The sequence below is a fragment of the Psychrobacillus lasiicapitis genome (genome assembly GCF_006861795.1).
In the GTDB taxonomy this organism is placed as follows: domain Bacteria; phylum Bacillota; class Bacilli; order Bacillales_A; family Planococcaceae; genus Psychrobacillus; species Psychrobacillus lasiicapitis.
Genome location: NZ_VDGH01000010.1, coordinates 233,085 through 251,584, shown reverse-complemented (window position 1 = coordinate 251,584; position 18,500 = coordinate 233,085). Strand labels below are relative to the sequence as shown.

The window sequence follows — 18,500 nt, the reverse complement described above, 5'->3', positions numbered from 1 at the left end:
CCAGCGTTCGTCCTGAGCCAGGATCAAACTCTCCATAATAGAGAACTTAAAAAGCTCATTTTGTTTTGCTGGCATCATCATTAAATGATGTCATAATTGTTTTGCTATCAGACTAACAAGTTAATCTGATAGCTATATTTCTTAACGTTTTGCATGTTCAGTTTTCAATGTTCATGTTATCGTCTCGTTTTGACGACTTTATTAGTATAACTTCTTTCGGATTAGATGTCAAACATTTTTTTGAAATATTTCAAATCGTTTGAATGTCGTTCCGAAGGACAAGTATTAATATACCTGTTTATAAATAAAAAAGCAACCCTTTTTCTAAAAAAACTTCAATAAATTTATTTTATCTTATTATTACTACTTCTAAACTTTTCAATCTTTATTAATATAAATACCCATGTAGTAAGGAATCGGAAAAGATTTAAACAGGATTAAACTCGTTAATAATGGGTATTACATATCAATAAAGTTCTAAAGAGTTAATTATGATATACGTCGATATTTTTCCTCATATATATAATAGATACTCAACTTATCAATTAAAAAATTGGGGGAATACATAATGGAATGGTTGCCAGATATAAGTGGTAGCGCCGAAATCATATTTAAATTATCTATTGCAGCATTATTAAGTTTAATAATAGGTATAGAAAGGGAACTAAAAAAGAAACCCGTCGGATTAAAAACTAGCATCGTTATTGCTACTTTTAGTTGCTTGCTGACATACATATCGATTGAATCTGCATACAAAGCTCATCCACATGAAGGTATTAACATAACAATGGATCCTCTGCGCTTAGCCGCTCAGATTGTAAGCGGTATCGGTTTCCTTGGCGCAGGGGTTATTCTTCGTAGAGGTAACGATAGTATTACGGGTCTAACGACTGCTGCTATGATTTGGGGAGCAGGTGGAATTGGTATTGCAGTTGGTGCAGGATTTTATTTTGAGGCGGCACTAAGTGTATGTATTGTCTTAATTGGTATTGAGATAATTCCTCCGTTATTGGCGAAAATTGGACCTAAAAGATTAAGATCCAAAGAATTATCACTAATTGTAATAGTTTCAAATACAGAAAGCATTGCGAAAGTGTATGATTTTCTTCAAGCTAGCGGTCTTTATATAGAAAGTATTCGGATAAAAGATGTTGTTTTAGACAATAATATCATCAAGCATGAAATCGACTTGCGGTTGTCTATAGTCACTAAAAAAAATACGGTAGAATTCTATAATTCAATTAAAAAACAGAAATTTATTGAAACTGTGGAAGTAGAATCTATCTGACAGGAGGAGTCATTTGTATGAAAGGATTTTTTAAGTTACTAAAAGGAGGAAATATTCCTTCGTTAACTGCTGCAATTGTAAATACGATTATTGCAGCTTTAAAAGCTGGAGCATTCTTCCTAACTGGTAATGTAGCTATGTTCGCAGAAATGATGCACTCCATCGGTGATGCTGCGAATCAATTTTTCGTATTTATCGGTTCCGCTCTATCCAAGAAAGCCCCTACTCCAAGGTTTCCCAATGGATTTGGTCGTTTAGTTAATCTCGTTTGTTTAGGAGCAGTACTATTAGTTGGCATTCTTTCTTACGAGACTATTAAAGAAGGATGGCATCATATTCAGCATCCCGCCGCCTCTAGTGGAATGGCTATTAGTTTGTCCGTTTTGGGAATCTCCATTATTTTAGAATTTGCTGTATTATACAAAGCAGGAAAAGAGATTTTGCACGATGTAAGTATTAAAGGTGGTCTCCTTGCCCCACTTACGACAAGTTTTGCCCATTTAAATCGCGCAAAGCCTGCAACGAAACTCGTTTTTATGGAAGACTTAGTAGCCACATCTGGTGGAATTCTTGCATTTATCGCAGTGTTAATTTCACACTTTACAGGATTTTTAGAAGCAGAAGGAATTGCCTCCATCCTCATTGGGGTAATGATGTTCTACGTAGTAGGTAAGGTCTTTTTAGACAATGCTAGGGGTGTTCTAGGAGAAACAGATGAGCAAATGCTTGTACATATTGCACATGTTATATCGGAAAACCCCAATGTAAAAGATATTAAAGAATTAGAAGTAATTAAAGAAGGGGAATTTTTACACGTTAATTTAGTTGCAGAAATAGATCCATCTCTTTCGTTCGCCAAAGTAGATGATATTCATGATGTATTGAAAGAACTTATTTTAAATCAGCAAGGTGTAACAGATGTCACCATCTCCTTCGATGAAGATGACGGCATTAGAACATGGACCACTCATCGAGATCAACATACCACATTAAAAACACATGATTGAGCATTTGCTCTATCATGTGTTTTCTTTTTGCATATTAAATTTTTACTCAGTACAATCTAACGCTTGCGCTTACTTATAGACATGCAGTTAATATTGCTTTTGTATCCTCTTCATCTAGCTTATTAAAATTACCAAATTTTCCGTTGACCATTGCTTTTTCTACCATTAGATCAATTTGGGAATCATCTATATTATAGTCAGCTAAATTCGTCGGTGCACCGAGCGAAGACCAAAACGCTACTAATCGATCAATTCCTTCTAGCGCTACTTCCTCTGCCGATTTACCGGTTGGGTCCACTTGAAATACTTTTTCGGCTAGCTTTGCAAAGCGTTCTGGATTTACGTGTACATTATGACGCATCCATCTTGGGAAAATAATAGCTAGTCCTCCCGCATGAGGAATATCATATACCGCTGAAACAGCATGCTCTATATTATGACTAGCCCAATCTCCGATGTAACCCATTCGTAAGAAGTTGTTCAATCCCATAGTACCTGCAAATAAAATCGTTTCACGAAGTTCATAGTTTTCTAAATCTTGAACTAACTTTGGTGCTGTTTCCATAACAACACGAAGTACACCTTCAATCATTTCATCATGTACAGGAGTATTTGTCGCTTCATTATAATATTGTTCAAACATATGAGACATCATATCGACAATACCGTAAACCGTTTGATCCAGAGGAACTGTAAATGTATGTACTGGATCCAAAATTGAAAATTTCGGGAATACGAGCGGACTTCCCCATCCGTATTTTTCTTGTGTGTCTTCATTTGTAATAACAGAACCTGAATTCATTTCTGAACCTGTCGCAGCTAATGTTAAGACTGTTCCGAAGGGTAGCGCTTCTTTAGGTACTGCTTTACGCGTCACTAAATCCCATGCATCCCCATCATATTTTGCAGCAGCTACGATTAGTTTTGTACAATCGATTACAGAACCGCCACCAACTGCTAGTACAACGTCAATTCCTTCTGTTTTACAAATTTCTGCTCCACGCTTCGCTGTAGAAAGTCTTGGATTTGGTTCAACTCCCGGTAATTCAAATACTTGCATGTCCGCTTCTTTTAAAGCTGTCATCACTTGATCATATAGGCCGTTTTTCTTTATACTACCACCGCCATATACTACAAGAACTTTTTGACCGTAACTGGCAAGCTCATTCGGTAATTTCGCTAATTGCCCTTTTCCGAATATTAATTTTACAGGATTATAAAATGAGAATGCATTCATTGAAACTTCCTCCTTTAATTCTATCTACTTTCATGATAATAAAAACCGCTTGTATTTTACAAGCGGTTTTTATGTGTGAGTAACTTATTATACCCAACCACGGAAGCGTGATGCTTCTGCTGTTCTGCGTACCCCAACCATGTAAGCAGCTAGGCGCATATTGATGTTGCGAGTTGATGCTACTTCATAGATATTTTCAAAAGCATCTACCATTTTTTTCACTAATTTTTCATTTACTTCTTCTTCTGTCCAGTAATAACCTTGGTTATTTTGTACCCATTCAAAATAAGAAACCGTTACTCCACCTGCGCTAGCTAAAACGTCAGGAACTAATAGAATACCTCTATCATAAAGGATTCTAGTAGCTTCAGAAGTTGTTGGCCCATTCGCCGCTTCTACTACAATAGTAGCTTTGATATTATGCGCATTTTCTGAAGTAATTTGGTTCTCAATTGCTGCTGGTACCAATATATCACAATCTAACTCTAATAGTTCTTGGTTAGAAATTGTATTTTCAAATAATGTTGTAACTGTACCAAAGCTATCGCGACGATCCAATAAATAATCGATATCTAAACCGTTAGGGTCATGTAAAGCTCCGTAAGCATCAGAAATACCAATAACTTTTGCACCTTGATCACTCAAGAACTTAGCTAAAAAGCTTCCAGCATTACCAAAGCCTTGGATAACTACACGTGCACCTTGCATATCAATATTACGTTTTTTTGCTGCTTCATTAATAACAATAGTAACACCTTGTGCAGTAGCACGATCGCGACCTTGTGATCCGCCAAGTACAAGTGGTTTACCAGTAATGAAACCTGGTGAGTTGAATTGGTCCATACGACTATATTCATCCATCATCCATGCCATAATTTGTGCGTTTGTAAACACATCTGGAGCTGGAATATCTTTTGTTGGCCCTACGATCTGACCAATTGCACGTACATAACCACGACTTAATCGTTCAATTTCTCCCATGGACATTTCACGTGGATCACAAGCTACTCCACCTTTACCTCCACCATATGGAAGATCAACGATTCCAGCTTTTAGTGTCATCCACATAGAAAGTGCTTTCATTTCCTCTTGTGTTACTGCTGGATGGAAACGCACTCCACCTTTTGTAGGTCCAACTGCATCATTATGTTGAGCACGGTAACCTGTAAATACTTTTACTGTATTATCATCCATTCTTACTGGAATGCGAACTTCCATCATGCGAAGTGGTTCTTTCAGTAACTCATACATTGCTTCGTCATAACCTAATTTTTGCAGTGCCTCTTTAATGACAGCCTGGGTTGATGTGAACAGGTTTAAATTTTCAGCCATTTGATTATTTCGCCTCTTTAATTCATAATTATTTCTTCGGAATCATTGTAACATACATTAGTTCCTATTTGTCTATGATTTATTGGTTGCTAAATACTTTTTTTATTTTGTCGATTGCCCAATCTAGGTCTTCTTTTGAAATCACTAGAGGTGGTGCAAAACGAATCACCGTGTCATGTGTTTCTTTACATAATAATCCTAATTCTTTTAACTGCTCGCAATATGGGCGCGCCTCTTCTGTTAGCTCCATACCGATAAACAATCCACGTCCACGAACTTCTTTAATAGAAGAATGTTGGATTTCTTTTAATGCATTCATAAAGTATTCGCCTAGCTCTAATGAGCGTTCTGCAAGTTTTTCTTCCGTTAATACATTTAATGAAGCAACAGAAACTGCACAAGCTAAAGGATTTCCTCCAAATGTAGAACCATGTGATCCTGGATTGAATACCTCAAGTACACTACGGTCAGCAACTACACATGAAATTGGGAATACCCCACCACCAAGTGCTTTACCTAAAATGTACATATCTGGATTTACATCTTCCCACTCACAAGCAAACATTTTACCAGTACGCGCAAGACCTGCTTGAATCTCGTCAGCGATAAACAGCACATTATTTTCTTTACATAGTTCGTAAGCTGCTTTCATAAATCCAGCTGGTGGAATAAGAATTCCTGCTTCCCCTTGAATAGGTTCGATTAAAAATGCTGCAGTATTTGGTGTAATAGCTGCTCTAAGTGCTTCTAAATCACCGTAAGGGATTAAGTTAATACCAGGTAACATTGGTCCAAAGCCACGTTTGTATTCCGGATCCGATGAAAGGGATACTGCTGTCATTGTACGACCATGGAAGTTCCCATTACATGCGATGACTTCCGCTTGGCCTTCTGCAACACCTTTTACATCATAAGCCCAGCGACGAGCAGCTTTAAATGCAGTTTCTACCGCTTCTGCACCGGTGTTCATTGGCAATACCATTTCTTTTCCTGTAATTTCACTCACTTTTTCATACCATGGACCTAATTGGTCATTATGAAATGCGCGTGATGTTAAAGTTACACGATCTGCTTGGTCTTTTAACGCTTGAATAATTTTAGGATGACGATGCCCTTGGTTCACTGCAGAGTATGCAGAAAGCATATCCATATATTTATTACCCTCTGGATCTTTAACCCAAACACCCTCTGCCTCCGAAATAACGATTGGAAGTGGATTGTAGTTATTAGCACCAAATTTATCTGTTTGATCAATCACATGTTGTGAGTTTGTCATCTTCATTTCCCCCGTTTCTTTTAAGAAAAGCGCAAGCCGCCTATGTCTGCCCACAAGAGGCAAGGCACTGAAGCTTCATCGATAGTTAAAATAAATAAGAAAGTAATTACTTTCTCCTTTGTTTTATAAATAGGTAGACCCACCCAAGATGTGCCTACCTATTTAGTGTTATATAGTATTAAAGCATTTCAGAAGTTGTTTTTGCTTGCATATGAAGAACGATATAATCTGGACCGCCAGCTTTTGAATCTGTACCAGACATATTAAATCCACCAAATGGTTGGTATCCTACAATCGCACCTGTACATCCACGGTTAAAGTAAAGGTTACCTACGTGGAAATCTTCACGAGCTTTTTCCAGGTTCATGCGGTTATTTGTAATAACTGCTCCTGTTAAACCGTATTCCGTATTGTTCGCAATATCAATTGCTTCGTCGAAATCTTTTGCTTTTGTAAGACCAACAACTGGTCCGAAGATTTCTTCTTGCATAATGCGCGCAGTTGGAGAAAGGTCTGCAATAACTGTTGGTTGGATGAAATAACCTTCTGAGTCATCACCAGTACCACCAGCTACTAAACGGCCTTCTCCTTTACCAATTTCAATGTATTCCATAATTTTATTGAATGCAGAACCATCGATAACTGGACCAACGAAGTGCTCATCATTATCAGGAACTCCTACTGTTAATGCTTTTGTTAACTCTTCTACGCGGTTAACTACTTGATCGTATACATCTTCTACGATTACAGCACGTGAACATGCCGAACATTTTTGACCACTAAAACCGAATGCAGATTTTACGATAGATTGAGCAGCTAGTTCTAAGTCTGCTTCTTTATCTACTACGATTGTATCTTTACCACCCATTTCAAGGATCGTACGTTTAATCCAAATTTGACCATCTGCCAATTTAGATGATTTTTCAACGATTCCTAAACCAACATCACGAGAACCAGTGAAGCTGATTAGACGAGTACGTGGATGCTCAACTAAGAAGTCACCAATTTCTGCACCTGAACCAGGGATGAAGTTAACTACGCCAGCAGGCATACCAGCTTCTTCTAATACTTCTACAAATTTATAAGAAACGATTGGTGTAGTCGATGCAGGTTTTAATAATACTGTATTACCAGCAACCATTGCCGCAACTGTAGTACCCGCCATAATAGCAAATGGGAAGTTCCATGGAGAAATAACTACTGCTACTCCTAATGGAATATAGTCGTAACGGTTATATTCGCCTGGACGGCTTTCAACTGGAACACCATCTTTTAAACGTAACATCTGGCGACCATAATATTCTAAGAAATCGATTGCTTCAGCTGCTTCTACGTCAGCTTCAACCCATGTTTTCCCCGCTTCTTTTGATAATAATGCAGAGAATTCAGCTTTACGACGACGCATAATTGCTGCTGCTTTAAAAAGTACATCTGCGCGTACTTCTGGTTTTACTTTTTTCCATGTGTTAAATGTTTCATCTGCAATGTCCATTGCTTTAGAAGCAATGTCTCTCGTCGCTTTTGAAACAATCCCTACCACTTGTTCTTTCTGTGCTGGGTTATAAGAAGTGATTTTACCTTCAGTAGTAATTCGCTCTCCACCAACGATTAATGGATACTCTTCACCTAAATATGCTTCAACTACTTTATATCCTTCTTTAATCGCATTTTTGTTTTCTTCTTTGGAGAAGTCTGTGAATGGTTCGTGTTTATAAGGTAACATGTAAATCCTCCTTTAATTGTTAGTGCAAAAATAATTTGCGTTTATAAATCATTTACATATATAATAATGCAAAAGATTGTTGCGTTTTTCAAGTATTAAATTTTAAAATGTTAAAAATATTTTTGAGGTGAGCTAGATGAAGGACCAATTGAGTAAGCTTCTCCCTTTTTATAAGTTTGCTACAGGGCATGTATCTGTAGGAATTCATGCTGTTGATATAGCTGGAAAAACAATTATTTATAATGAAAAGATGAAAGAAATTGAAGGTTTAGATTCCGTTGATGTAGTCGATCGATCCATTTTGGACCTTTTTCAGTTCGAACAACAAGAAAGTACTTTGCTAAAAGTGTTGCATAGTGAGAAACCTGTTTTACGTGTTAAGCAAACGTATTGGAATAGAAATGGGCAAGAAATAACAACAATCAACGATACATACCCAATTTTCGAAAATAGTAAACTGATTGGCGCTATTGAATTTTCTCGAGATATTACAACGTTAGAACGACTAATATACCAGCCTTTAAAAAGGTATAATGAAGCGATCACCCTCTCCACTATTACGGCAGCATCTCAACTTATGAAGGATGTAAAGGAACGATCTATTAAAGCAGCCCATGTAAGAATGCCTGTACTGCTTACTGGAGAAGCCGGCACTGGGAAGGACCTAATCGCTGAAGCCATACACCATCAGCTTTCCCCTCCGAATGAACAATTTATCAGCTTGTATTGTCATAGTTCGGATAAACACTTAATAGATAAATTTGAAAAAGAGCTTAGATCTCTATCGAACTGCACTATATTTTGTGAAAGAATCGATTTATTATCCATCGATTTACAGATTAAGCTGTTGGAAATTTTAAATGCAAATAGCAATAGTAAAAATTTGTATATCGCCAGTATCGGATTAGACCCAATCGATCTAATTGCAAAGAACCAATTAAGCAAGGAACTGTATTATTATTTTACAACGGTCACGATTAATATTCCCCCTCTTAGGGAGCGAATGGAAGATATATTACCTTTTGTAGAAGATTATTTTCATCGTTATTTAAATCGGTACGGCTCTACCATTAAAGAAATAGAAGAAGATGTTATCCAAGCCTTATTAAGTTATGACTGGCCAGGAAATCTCAAAGAATTAGAGTTACTTTTAGATGAGATTAGTTCGATGATTACTACAGAAAGAATATTGAAATTTGATATGCTACCTCTACACTTTAAGCTAAAAGTACAAGATTTCAACGAGTCGTCCAAAAAAGCAGAGGACTTTGTTATTTCTTCGGATAAGGACTTACTGCCATTGGATGAGTATTTGAGGGAAGCAGAAGTTTATTATTTGCAAAAAGCGATGGATAAACATGATGGAAATGTAACAAAGGCTGCAGAAGCTTTAGGAATGAGCAGACAAAACTTACAATATCGATTACGTAAAATAAAAAATGGAAGCACTCCTCAATAAGAGCTGCTTCCATTTTTTTAATCGATAGACGGTTAGATAGATTTTTTTATCCATTCGCCTAATTTTTCTTTTAGTGTGTTAAAGCCTTCCACGTCATGTTCATCTACACGGGCTTGCAGTGTTTTACGTAGCTTATCTTCTTTTTTAGGAACGACTGGTTTTTCTTGTAGCTCTCGGATGGATAAACTAATTTTTCCCGCTTCATCGTCTATTTCAAGAATTTTCACATCCACCTCTTCGCCAACTGTTAAAAACTCCCCAACTTCTTTCACGTATCCATAGGTTATTTCAGAAATATGCACTAATCCTTGTGTATGTTCATCTAAACCAACGAATGCTCCGTAAGGTTGAATACCCGTTACTTTGCCCGTGACCACATCTCCTACCTTATAAATTTTTGTCATAATACCCGTTCCTACTTTCTTTATATACGTTATAGTCACGGTAAATTATAACATATCGGTATGCCGACTAGCAAAAATCACTGAGTGGGCATGAATGCAGCACGCCAGCCGTTTTCTGTGTGGATCATCGCAAAACCAATCACTTCGTCGTGCAAGTAGAGAGTACGATCAGGATGGAGTGTTAATACTACATACCCCTCTTTATCAGAACGTTGTTCAAAATGTAGCGAAGAAAACTCGTTACGAAAATCTGTTATCTTTTGATGCGAAGCCTTCATATATTCTTCTTTTGGAATTCGTTGGTACTGATCATCTTTAATATACAGTTCATATTTAGTTACTTCATCACCTAGTTGGGCACAATAATAATATAATCCAACTATTTCTTCCGGTTTAGCATCTTTTAAAACTGTTTGATCATAAGTCCCTGCGAATAACTTATATAACGCATGAATTCTTTGAGCAAAATTGTCATCCACCGGTGTTTCGTTATTTCCAGTTAGGGGATTTTCTATAAATTGTCCTAAGTCTCCATTGATTGCTAAGTGAAGAGCATCGTCGATGTCTCTATTATTGAGGCTTTCCCAACTATCGGATTTCCTCCAATTACTTGCTTCAAATTCTTTGACAATTGGAGGTAGAATATAATTGACCGGTGAATTGCTAGTTTGTGACATCATCGCTTTCCATAACTGACGATATTCTTCCTTCACTTTTCCGTCATCACCATAAATAGATTGATCCTTAGTACCTTTTACAACCGCATGAAAGATTTCTGTGTAATATGCTTTCATCGTTGAAATATTACTATAGTAATCAAAGCTTTCTAATAAACTATTCTCAAATATCAACATAGCAGCTACTGAATCCTCTAAGGAATAAACAAGCTCCCCTGCATAAGTATATGGTTCTTGCTCAAGCATTTTAAAATATCCCGCTACAGGTGGAGCTAAAAATGCTTTAAGCGCTAGATAGTTGTCATTACCTTTAAAATGGAATTTCCCATTTTCAAAGTATAGACCTTCTGCTTCAAGAGATACCATTTGATTTTTTGTTACATTTTGTTTTTTGTTAAAATAAATCTTTAAATCTATAATTTTTGAGTAATAGGAATTAAAAAACTCGGACGTTTTTTCTTCATCCAATTTTTCCTGCTGTTTTAATATATCATCCACCATTTCTGAGGGTAGATGAATATTATTAACAGCTTTTTCAAACAACTCCTTGTATCGATCTTTAGAAGTGGAATAATTAGAGTCATATGTTTGTTTTGAAAAATAATCTATCGATGATGCAAACCCATCTGCTTGCTGAACAAAAGAGAGTGTTTTAAAATCCTTAACTGGTATACCTAGTACTTGACGTCTTTTTTCTCTTTCTTTTTCGTATTGATCCTTTAAACTATTTGCATATTCTATTAAATCATCAGTTTGTTCCAGTTCTTCTTGCTTTTTTTGACTATTTTTTATCCCTCCACCTTCCAGATAATCTGCACTTAACACTCCAATAATAAAAACACTTGCGATACTCACTGCCCAAACTGTTACTCGTTGCCATTTGGTTCCTTTGTTTTTCTTTTCATTTACTTGTACTTCCTCTATTTCGTTTAATATAGCATCCACATCAATTTCGGATGGAATCCGCTCATAGGAGTCTTTCAATAAATGTAAACGTTGTTCTAGTCGTTTATCGTCCATGCTCAGCACCTCCGTTCATTTCTAGGGCAGTTTTCAAATGACCTTTTGCTCGAAGTAACCTTATTTTAATCGTGGAAATCGGAACATTTAGTACTTCACTTATTTGTACATAGGATAATTCATGAAAATAGAAGAGGATGATTGGGTGGCGATATTTTTCATCTAACGACTGAATCGCTTTATGTAGCTCTCGATCTTCTTCAAACACTAGAATTCTGTCTTCTGCTGATTTTGTGCTATAGGATGCAGCTACATTACGTGTCAGTTTTTCTTCTTTTGCCTTTTCTCTTGTTTCCTTGCGGTAATAATCCCTTGTTGCATTTAATGTTATTTTGTATAACCACGTTGTAAAACGCTCATGCTTAAATTGATGTAAAAAGCGATATAGCTTAACGAATACTTCTTGTGTGACATCTGGTAAGTCATTTACTTTCACCCCGCATTGATAAGCAAACTTTTCTACCGTTCGATGATGTATTTGGATTAGCTGGGCATACGCTTTTTTATCGCCTTTTTGTGCACGCTCAATCAATTCACTATCAAGCATTGCTCCCCCTCACTCTCTCTTGTTGTATAGGTGATACGAAAGATAATTCTAGAATGTTTCAAAATAAGTCTACATTTTCTCTTTAACCTCGTGTACAATAAGACCGTTCTACCTGAAGGAGGAGTTATTTTTGGCAAAAAGAGATCGTTTCGGATCGAAAATCGGATTTATATTAGCAGCGGCCGGAAGTGCAATCGGCTTAGGGGCTATTTGGAAGTTTCCTTATATGGCAGGAACTAATGGTGGTAGTGTCTTTCTTATACTATTCATTATTAGTACAATTTTAATTGGCCTTCCAATCTTACTTGCAGAGTTCGTAATTGGAAGACGTGGACAAGCTGATCCTGTCACTTCTTTCAAAAAACAAGCTCCAGGAAAACCATGGTATCTTTTAGGTTGGTCTGGATTAATATTTTCATCTATTATTTTATCCTTTTATAGCGTTGTAGGCGGATGGATCTTAAGTTATTTAGTACGTGCTGTATTTTTTAAACTTAAAGGTGGAAGTGAAAATTACTTCGGTGAGTTATTCGGTACTATTATTCAAAATCCTTGGGAAGTAATCATTGCACAAGGAGCATTTATGTTATTAACCATTTGGATTGTACAAGGCGGTATCAAAGGCGGTATTGAACGTGCTAGTAAGTGGATGATGCCTCTTTTATTTGTCTTCTTTATTGCACTTGTCATACGTTCTTTAACACTTGACGGTGCAATGGAAGGGATTAAATTTCTGTTTGTTCCAGATTGGTCTTATTTTAATGGAAAAACAATTTTGCTCGCACTGGGACAAGCTTTCTTCTCACTTAGCGTTGGAGTAGCCGTAATGATTACATATGCTTCTTATTTATCGAAAGAAGAAAAACTAGGAAGTTCTGCGTTAAATGTCTCCCTGATGAATATCGGAGTTTCCATACTAGCTGGGCTCGTTATATTCCCTGCTGTTTTCGCACTAGGATACACTCCCGATCAAGGACCAGGTTTAGCATTCATTATCTTACCTGCAGTATTTGAACAAATACCGTTCGGTGCATTTTTTATGATTATTTTCTTTATCCTACTACTTTTCGCAACTTTGACATCGTCTATCTCGATGTTAGAAATATCTGTATCTATTGGAATTCGTTCTAATTACGACCGCCGAAGAAAAGCATCTTGGATTTACGGTATAATCATTTTCTTAGTCGGAATTCCAAGCGCTTTATCTTTTGGAGTACTTTCGGATCTTCATATTTTAGGAATGACTGTTTTTGACTTTGCCGATTTTATCACCAGCAGTTTTGGATTACCTCTAGGCGCATTTTTCATGTCCCTATTTGCTGGTTATCAATTAACGAAAGTGGAACTTTCTAACGAGTTAAAGCTAGGACATTCCTTGTTTAATACATGGTATTTTATCGTTCGCTTTGCTGCTCCTATAGCCATCATTATTATTTTTGTGCAAGGAATCATTAAATTGTTTTTGTAATAAAGTGAAACTACAATCAGTGAGGAGGTCTTCATCCCGCACTGATTGTTAGTTTGTCCCACACGATGTGGGACACACAGACGTTGCAAACGCTCTTTTATTTTGCATCGAGCTTTGCGCAGGAGCAACACTATGTTGCGTACTTAGTCTTGGATCATTTCATCGGGCGCATGCCAGCATTTGATCTCCCACTTACCTTTTTCACTTTTCTTAAATCTTGAAGTAGGAATCTTACTGCACCTTAATGCGGGATAAAAGTACTTTTTCTGTCAATACTTCAAAGCAGTTCTAAAAAGAATTGTGCTATAATATAGTAACAATTAAGACTTTTAAAGAGGTGGATGAATTTATGAAAAAAGAATTGCATGAACAATTACGACAACTAAGAGAAGAGCGTAATATTTCTTTAGAAACACTTGCTTTAAAAACAAGAATTGGTTCAGGAAAACTAGAGGCATATGAATCAGGCAACGAAACACCCTCTGTTCAAACCATCTTAAAATTATCGAACGCATTGGAAGTACCAGCATCCAATTTATTAGACGGCTTACAAGATGCATAAAACAAAAAAGCTTTCGGGATCAACTGAAACCGAAAGCTTTTTTTATTAAATAATACATTTCATTTCATATTTTAAGGCAATCAACTTATATGAAATTTCTACACATTTTTCAAGTGGAATCCACTGCTCGAACGAATGCTCATAAATTTCCTGAATCCGTTTCGCCAGTTCAGAAGGATGATCGATGCTCTGTAAATCCGCTACGACATCTGCTGTTTCTGTTTCATAACCATCTACCCCTAAATTGAATGGATCCCACTCTTGTAAAGCCCAAGTTGCTTTTCTATTCATTTCAATTGTATCCATTTAGTTTCACCTTACTAGTTTTATTAGTTAGGGATATAATAACATAATAATCTTAAATTGAAAGGAGAAATTATTTTGTCTAATTTTTCTACTATTTATAATCGAAGAAATACCTTTTCTGTTAAATGGGACATGCTTGATCAAATTTATTCTTTGGAGGATACATCGGACGTACTCTCTATGTGGATTGCAGATATGGATTTTGCTATTGCACCGGTTATTAGAGATGCGATTCATAAACGAATGGAACATCCAATCTTTGGTTACGCGATTACACCCGAAGAAGCTAAAACTGCATTGTCTAATTGGGTTTTAAACAAGCATCAATTGACGATTGAAAACGAATGGATTTTATTTCGCCAAGGTGTTATACCAGCCATGGCAGAAGCAGTTGAAGTATTTACAGAACCAGGTGATAAAGTACTAATACACACGCCTGTTTATCCCCCATTCACAAGTATCCCTCAAAATCTAGGACGAGAAGTCATCACTTGCCGTCTGACAGAAAAAGATAATGGATACGAAATGGATTTCGGGCTTTTTGAAAAATGCTTACAAAAAGGAATAAAAGTATTTATATTATGTAATCCGCATAATCCAGGTGGAAAAGTATGGAACAAAGAGGACCTCCGACAAATGGCAGCACTTTGTAAACAATATAATGTTCTAATTCTATCGGATGAGATTCATGCAGACCTTACATATAAACCTTTTCAACATACTCCTTTGTTTAATGCAGCAGAAGATATTTCGAATATTATTACATTTTTTGCACCTACTAAAACCTTTAATATCGCAGGAATTCAAGCCGCCGCTACTATCGTACCGGATGAAGAAAAGCGAAAAACGTTAGAGCATTTTGCTATGACTCGCGGAGTAATGGGATTAAATATTTTTGCTTTGACGGCATTGCAAACAGCTTATGAAGAAGGAGGACCATGGTTAGAAGAATTAATGGAAGTTCTATCATCTAATATGGATTACGCAGTAGAGCATCTGTCCAAAATAGATGGCATAACAGTAGTGAAACCAGAGGGTACGTACTTGTTATGGATTAATTACCGAGGTACGGGACTTTCTGAGCAAGATATAATGGCTCGGTTGTTAACAAAAGGAAGACTAGCACTGGAGCCGGGAACGAAGTATGGCGATGCTGGTGATGGTTTTTTACGGATGAACTGTGCTTGCCCGTTCGAAACGATTCAAGATGGTGTTTCCAGATTTACTAGAGCACTGGAATAATCATCTATTAGAAGCTTTTACTTGCTCAGTATAGGAAAACTGCGCGGTAAGTCTTTATTAGGTATCCGCCGTGATTTTCGCTACAGGGTGGACGCTTTCCGCGGGCACGGCTTCAATCTCCTCGTCGCTCACGCTCCTGCGGGGCTTTCAGCTCGTGCTGTTCCCGCTGGAGTCGCCACCCTTTCGCTACAATCCAGTAGAGTTTGCTAATTACTAAGACATAATGCACTAGATCTAGTACTACATTGTTTTTTCTATAGAGAAAACCTATGGTTAATTGAATAAGACATACTTTATAGTGATTATTAGTAGGTTCTATTGATTGGAGTGCAAGGCGGCGACTCCTGTGGGATTAGCGAGACAGGTGAGACCCCGCACGTAGCGTTAGCGGAGGAGGAGGCTCAACGCTCGCCCCACGGAAAGCGTCCGCCTGGAGCGGAAATCATGCACTTTCCCTAAACAATTAGCATACCACTTGAACTAGAAAAGCAGTCATCTCATTGAGATGACTGCTTTTCTAGTTCTTCTTTTCTCATTTTCATGATTTTTTCTTCTAATACTTTCGCTTTTTCAGCGTCTCTAGCTGATTTCTTTTTGAACCATCTAAAAACAAATATACAAATTACCAATAATACAAGAAATTCGATGACTACTGGAATATATTCTGTTTTATCTTCTGGAAAGTACAAATAAAGGAACGCTGGCTGTAAAAAAGTAAACATATCTACACTTCCTTACTTATTTTTCAATAATCTCGATGGATTCAATTGTTATATCTTTTACCGGCTTGTCTTGTGCACCAGTTTCTACTGCAGCTATTTGGTCAACAACATCCATTCCTTCTATTACTTGTCCAAAAACAGTATGCTTTTGATCCAAGTGCGGCGTTCCGCCATCCTTCGCGTATGCTGCTGCAATTTCTTCTGGCCATCCGCCTTCTGTTAATTGCTCCACTGTTGCTGGTGGTTGTGACGCTTGAACGATAAAGAATTGACTACCATTCGTATTAGCACCAGCATTTGCCATAGACAATGCGCCTCTTATGTTAAATAGGTTCATCGAGAATTCATCTTCAAACTCTTCTCCGTAAATACTTTCACCACCCATTCCTGTTCCAGTCGGGTCGCCACCTTGGATCATGAAATCTTGAATAACACGGTGGAAAATGATGCCATCATAATAGCCGTTTTCCGCATGCGTTAAAAAGTTTTCGACCGTTTTAGGTGCATATTCTGGAAATAGTTTGATCTTCAAATCTCCCATAGAAGTATGCATAATAACTAATGCTTCATTGGAAGCAACTTCTGCATTCAGTTGTGGATACATGGTTATCTCTCCTTGTTGTTGGGTATCAGTATTTACAGCTGTTTCTTTTTCAGGAACCTTTTCTTCTTTTGTTGCTTCTTTAGCCGTTGTTCCACATGCACTTAAGATAAGCGCGATGCTTATAATTAAGAATAAAATTATTTTTTTCACGAATTTATTCACCCCAAAATATTTTACCATATTCGTATCTCAATTTCAGTGACAAAGTATCTAACTTTCTTAGTCACTCGAAATGTTCTATACTAGTATGTGACTATTAAGTACGCAACAAAAAAGAAAGAAGGGATTACGGTGAGCGTACAAAAGAGAAATTTTACGATCATGTGGTTTTCTAACTTTCTCGTCTCGGGCACAATGACGATGATCATGCCCTTTTTGTCATTATATATTAACAGTATGGGTGACTTTTCTGAAAGCTACGTTCAAAAATGGGCTGGGTTAGTATTTGGAGTTACCTTTGTGACCGCCTTTTTAATGTCTCCAGTTTGGGGAAGAATTGCGGACAAATATGGATACAAACCTATACTGATTATTAATGGTTTTGGCATTGCAACAAGTGTGTTATTAATGGGCTTCGTTCATTCTGTAGAAGCATTTTTTGTCCTTCGTTTATTTATGGGGATTGTTACTGGATTTATCCCCACTTCACTAGCTTTCATAAGCGCACAAACACCAAGAAATATAGCTGGAAAAACGATGGGGACACTACAAATGGGAAGTGTATCCGGTACTCTATTTGGCCCGGTAATGGGTGGCTTTTTAGCAGATACTTTCGGTTTTCAGTATACCTTTATCATTACCTCTTCCGCTGTTTCACTCGCTGCATTACTCGTTATTTTCGGTATACGAGAAATAAAAAAAGAGAAGAAAATTAGCGACCATGAATTTTCCAGAAAAACAGTTATTTCCGGTATTTTTCACCATCGACTTATTTTAAATGTATTAATAATAACGTCGATTGTTCAAATCGGTTTATTTAGTATTCAGCCTCTTCTCTCTTTGTATGTTTCTCATTTAACCAATTCAACCGAAGTAGCGTTACTCGCAGGTATTACGTTCAGTGCAACTGGCGTCGGCAGTTTACTTTTTGCTAGAACCTGGGGGAAACTTGGAGATACGATGGGATACGAAAAAATATTATCCGCTTTACTAATCATCGCGTTTATATTTATCATTCCGCAAGCCTTCGTTACTGATTTATGGCAATTGATCGTCCTACGATTCTTATTTGGAATTGCATCTGGTGGTCTCATTCCAATAACGACTGCATTGATTCGTAGAGAAGCACCGATCGAAGTACAAGGAGAACTAATGGGCTATAACACAAGTTTCCGTTTTTTAGGAAATATTATTGGACCTATGTTTGGCGGTTTTATAAGTGGATATATCGGCATCTCTTCTGTATTTTTTGTAACCGGCAGCTTATTTTTAATCGCCTTTTTCATTATTTATTTTGCACGAAAGAAACCAGTACAAGATTTTGAAGATGTTTTGTTAGAAGAAGAACTTCATGCAAAAACAACGTAAAAACTGGCACACTTTCCATTAGAAAGTGTGCTATTCTTTTAACAAGGAGTTGTCATGGATTTTACATGTACTAACCTAATGTAAAATTTGGACGCAATT

At 37.0% G+C, this 18,500-nt stretch carries 17 protein-coding genes; 7 read left to right on the top strand and 10 right to left on the bottom strand.

Annotation, left to right across the window (positions count from 1 at the left end):
* The first annotated feature begins 568 nt into the window (after nucleotides 1–568).
* Both FG382_RS17450 and FG382_RS17445 read left to right on the top strand, forming a co-directional pair.
* A complete protein-coding gene (locus FG382_RS17450) occupies nucleotides 569–1,288 on the top strand; it encodes an MgtC/SapB family protein (protein ID WP_142540163.1) in 720 nt (239 codons plus the stop codon).
* A 17-nt stretch (nucleotides 1,289–1,305) separates the two neighbouring features.
* A complete protein-coding gene (locus FG382_RS17445; RefSeq protein WP_142540162.1) occupies nucleotides 1,306–2,295 on the top strand; it encodes a cation diffusion facilitator family transporter in 990 nt (329 codons plus the stop codon).
* Between the two features lie 73 nt (nucleotides 2,296–2,368).
* On the opposite strand, the gene FG382_RS17440 is transcribed toward FG382_RS17445, so the two are convergent.
* From FG382_RS17440 to pruA, 4 genes are all read right to left on the bottom strand, one after another.
* Entirely contained in the window at nucleotides 2,369–3,532 is a 1,164-nt protein-coding gene (locus FG382_RS17440; RefSeq protein ID WP_142540161.1) for an iron-containing alcohol dehydrogenase, read from the bottom strand.
* A gap of 87 nt (nucleotides 3,533–3,619) precedes the next feature.
* The gene (locus tag FG382_RS17435; RefSeq protein WP_142540160.1) at nucleotides 3,620–4,864 is read right to left on the bottom strand and encodes a Glu/Leu/Phe/Val family dehydrogenase; all 1,245 of its coding nucleotides are present in this window, start codon (nucleotides 4,862–4,864) and stop codon (nucleotides 3,620–3,622) included.
* A gap of 79 nt (nucleotides 4,865–4,943) precedes the next feature.
* Nucleotides 4,944–6,140 (bottom strand): ornithine--oxo-acid transaminase, encoded by a 1,197-nt coding sequence (locus FG382_RS17430; protein ID WP_142540159.1) that lies wholly within the window; start codon nucleotides 6,138–6,140, stop codon nucleotides 4,944–4,946.
* A gap of 178 nt (nucleotides 6,141–6,318) precedes the next feature.
* On the bottom strand, nucleotides 6,319–7,863 hold the full coding sequence (gene pruA / locus FG382_RS17425) for an L-glutamate gamma-semialdehyde dehydrogenase (RefSeq protein WP_142540158.1): 1,545 nt from the start codon (nucleotides 7,861–7,863) through the stop codon (nucleotides 6,319–6,321).
* Between the two features lie 136 nt (nucleotides 7,864–7,999).
* Between pruA and FG382_RS17420 the strand changes: the two genes are divergently transcribed.
* Nucleotides 8,000–9,322 (top strand): AAA-type ATPase lid domain-containing protein, encoded by a 1,323-nt coding sequence (locus FG382_RS17420; RefSeq protein ID WP_142540157.1) that lies wholly within the window; start codon nucleotides 8,000–8,002, stop codon nucleotides 9,320–9,322.
* A gap of 32 nt (nucleotides 9,323–9,354) precedes the next feature.
* Here FG382_RS17420 and yugI read toward each other — a convergent pair whose 3' ends face one another.
* The 3 genes from yugI to FG382_RS17405 form a co-directional block, all read right to left on the bottom strand.
* Nucleotides 9,355–9,726, bottom strand: coding sequence for a S1 domain-containing post-transcriptional regulator GSP13 (yugI, locus tag FG382_RS17415; RefSeq protein ID WP_142540156.1), 372 nt, complete (start codon nucleotides 9,724–9,726; stop codon nucleotides 9,355–9,357).
* Between the two features lie 77 nt (nucleotides 9,727–9,803).
* Entirely contained in the window at nucleotides 9,804–11,423 is a 1,620-nt protein-coding gene (locus tag FG382_RS17410; protein WP_142540155.1) for a hypothetical protein, read from the bottom strand.
* Entirely contained in the window at nucleotides 11,413–11,970 is a 558-nt protein-coding gene (locus FG382_RS17405) for an RNA polymerase sigma factor (protein ID WP_142540154.1), read from the bottom strand. The genes FG382_RS17410 and FG382_RS17405 overlap by 11 nt, the downstream gene beginning before the upstream one ends.
* A 130-nt stretch (nucleotides 11,971–12,100) precedes the next feature.
* Here FG382_RS17405 and FG382_RS17400 point away from each other — a divergent pair, with 130 nt between their 5' ends.
* Together FG382_RS17400 and FG382_RS17395 are read left to right on the top strand one after the other, a co-directional pair.
* On the top strand, nucleotides 12,101–13,438 hold the full coding sequence (locus FG382_RS17400) for a sodium-dependent transporter (protein WP_142540153.1): 1,338 nt from the start codon (nucleotides 12,101–12,103) through the stop codon (nucleotides 13,436–13,438).
* Nucleotides 13,439–13,787: 349 nt separating this feature from the next.
* Entirely contained in the window at nucleotides 13,788–14,000 is a 213-nt protein-coding gene (locus tag FG382_RS17395) for a helix-turn-helix domain-containing protein (RefSeq protein ID WP_142540152.1), read from the top strand.
* 45 nt (nucleotides 14,001–14,045) lie between these two features.
* Here the strand turns inward: FG382_RS17395 and FG382_RS17390 are convergent, their stop codons facing one another.
* Complete coding sequence (locus FG382_RS17390; RefSeq protein ID WP_142540151.1) at nucleotides 14,046–14,306, bottom strand: DUF1871 family protein; 261 nt, start codon at nucleotides 14,304–14,306, stop codon at nucleotides 14,046–14,048.
* A 75-nt stretch (nucleotides 14,307–14,381) separates the two neighbouring features.
* Between FG382_RS17390 and FG382_RS17385 the strand changes: the two genes are divergently transcribed.
* On the top strand, nucleotides 14,382–15,548 hold the full coding sequence (locus FG382_RS17385) for a MalY/PatB family protein (protein ID WP_142540150.1): 1,167 nt from the start codon (nucleotides 14,382–14,384) through the stop codon (nucleotides 15,546–15,548).
* Nucleotides 15,549–16,045: 497 nt separating this feature from the next.
* Here FG382_RS17385 and FG382_RS17380 read toward each other — a convergent pair whose 3' ends face one another.
* Both FG382_RS17380 and FG382_RS17375 read right to left on the bottom strand, forming a co-directional pair.
* Nucleotides 16,046–16,270 carry a hypothetical protein gene (locus tag FG382_RS17380; protein ID WP_142540149.1) on the bottom strand — a complete coding sequence of 75 codons (225 nt, stop codon included), beginning with the start codon at nucleotides 16,268–16,270 and terminating at the stop codon, nucleotides 16,046–16,048.
* Nucleotides 16,271–16,286: 16 nt separating this feature from the next.
* On the bottom strand, nucleotides 16,287–17,024 hold the full coding sequence (locus tag FG382_RS17375) for a peptidylprolyl isomerase (RefSeq protein ID WP_373287636.1): 738 nt from the start codon (nucleotides 17,022–17,024) through the stop codon (nucleotides 16,287–16,289).
* Between the two features lie 141 nt (nucleotides 17,025–17,165).
* Here FG382_RS17375 and FG382_RS17370 point away from each other — a divergent pair, with 141 nt between their 5' ends.
* Nucleotides 17,166–18,401, top strand: coding sequence for an MFS transporter (locus FG382_RS17370; RefSeq protein WP_142540147.1), 1,236 nt, complete (start codon nucleotides 17,166–17,168; stop codon nucleotides 18,399–18,401).
* The last annotated feature ends 99 nt before the right edge of the window (nucleotides 18,402–18,500 follow it).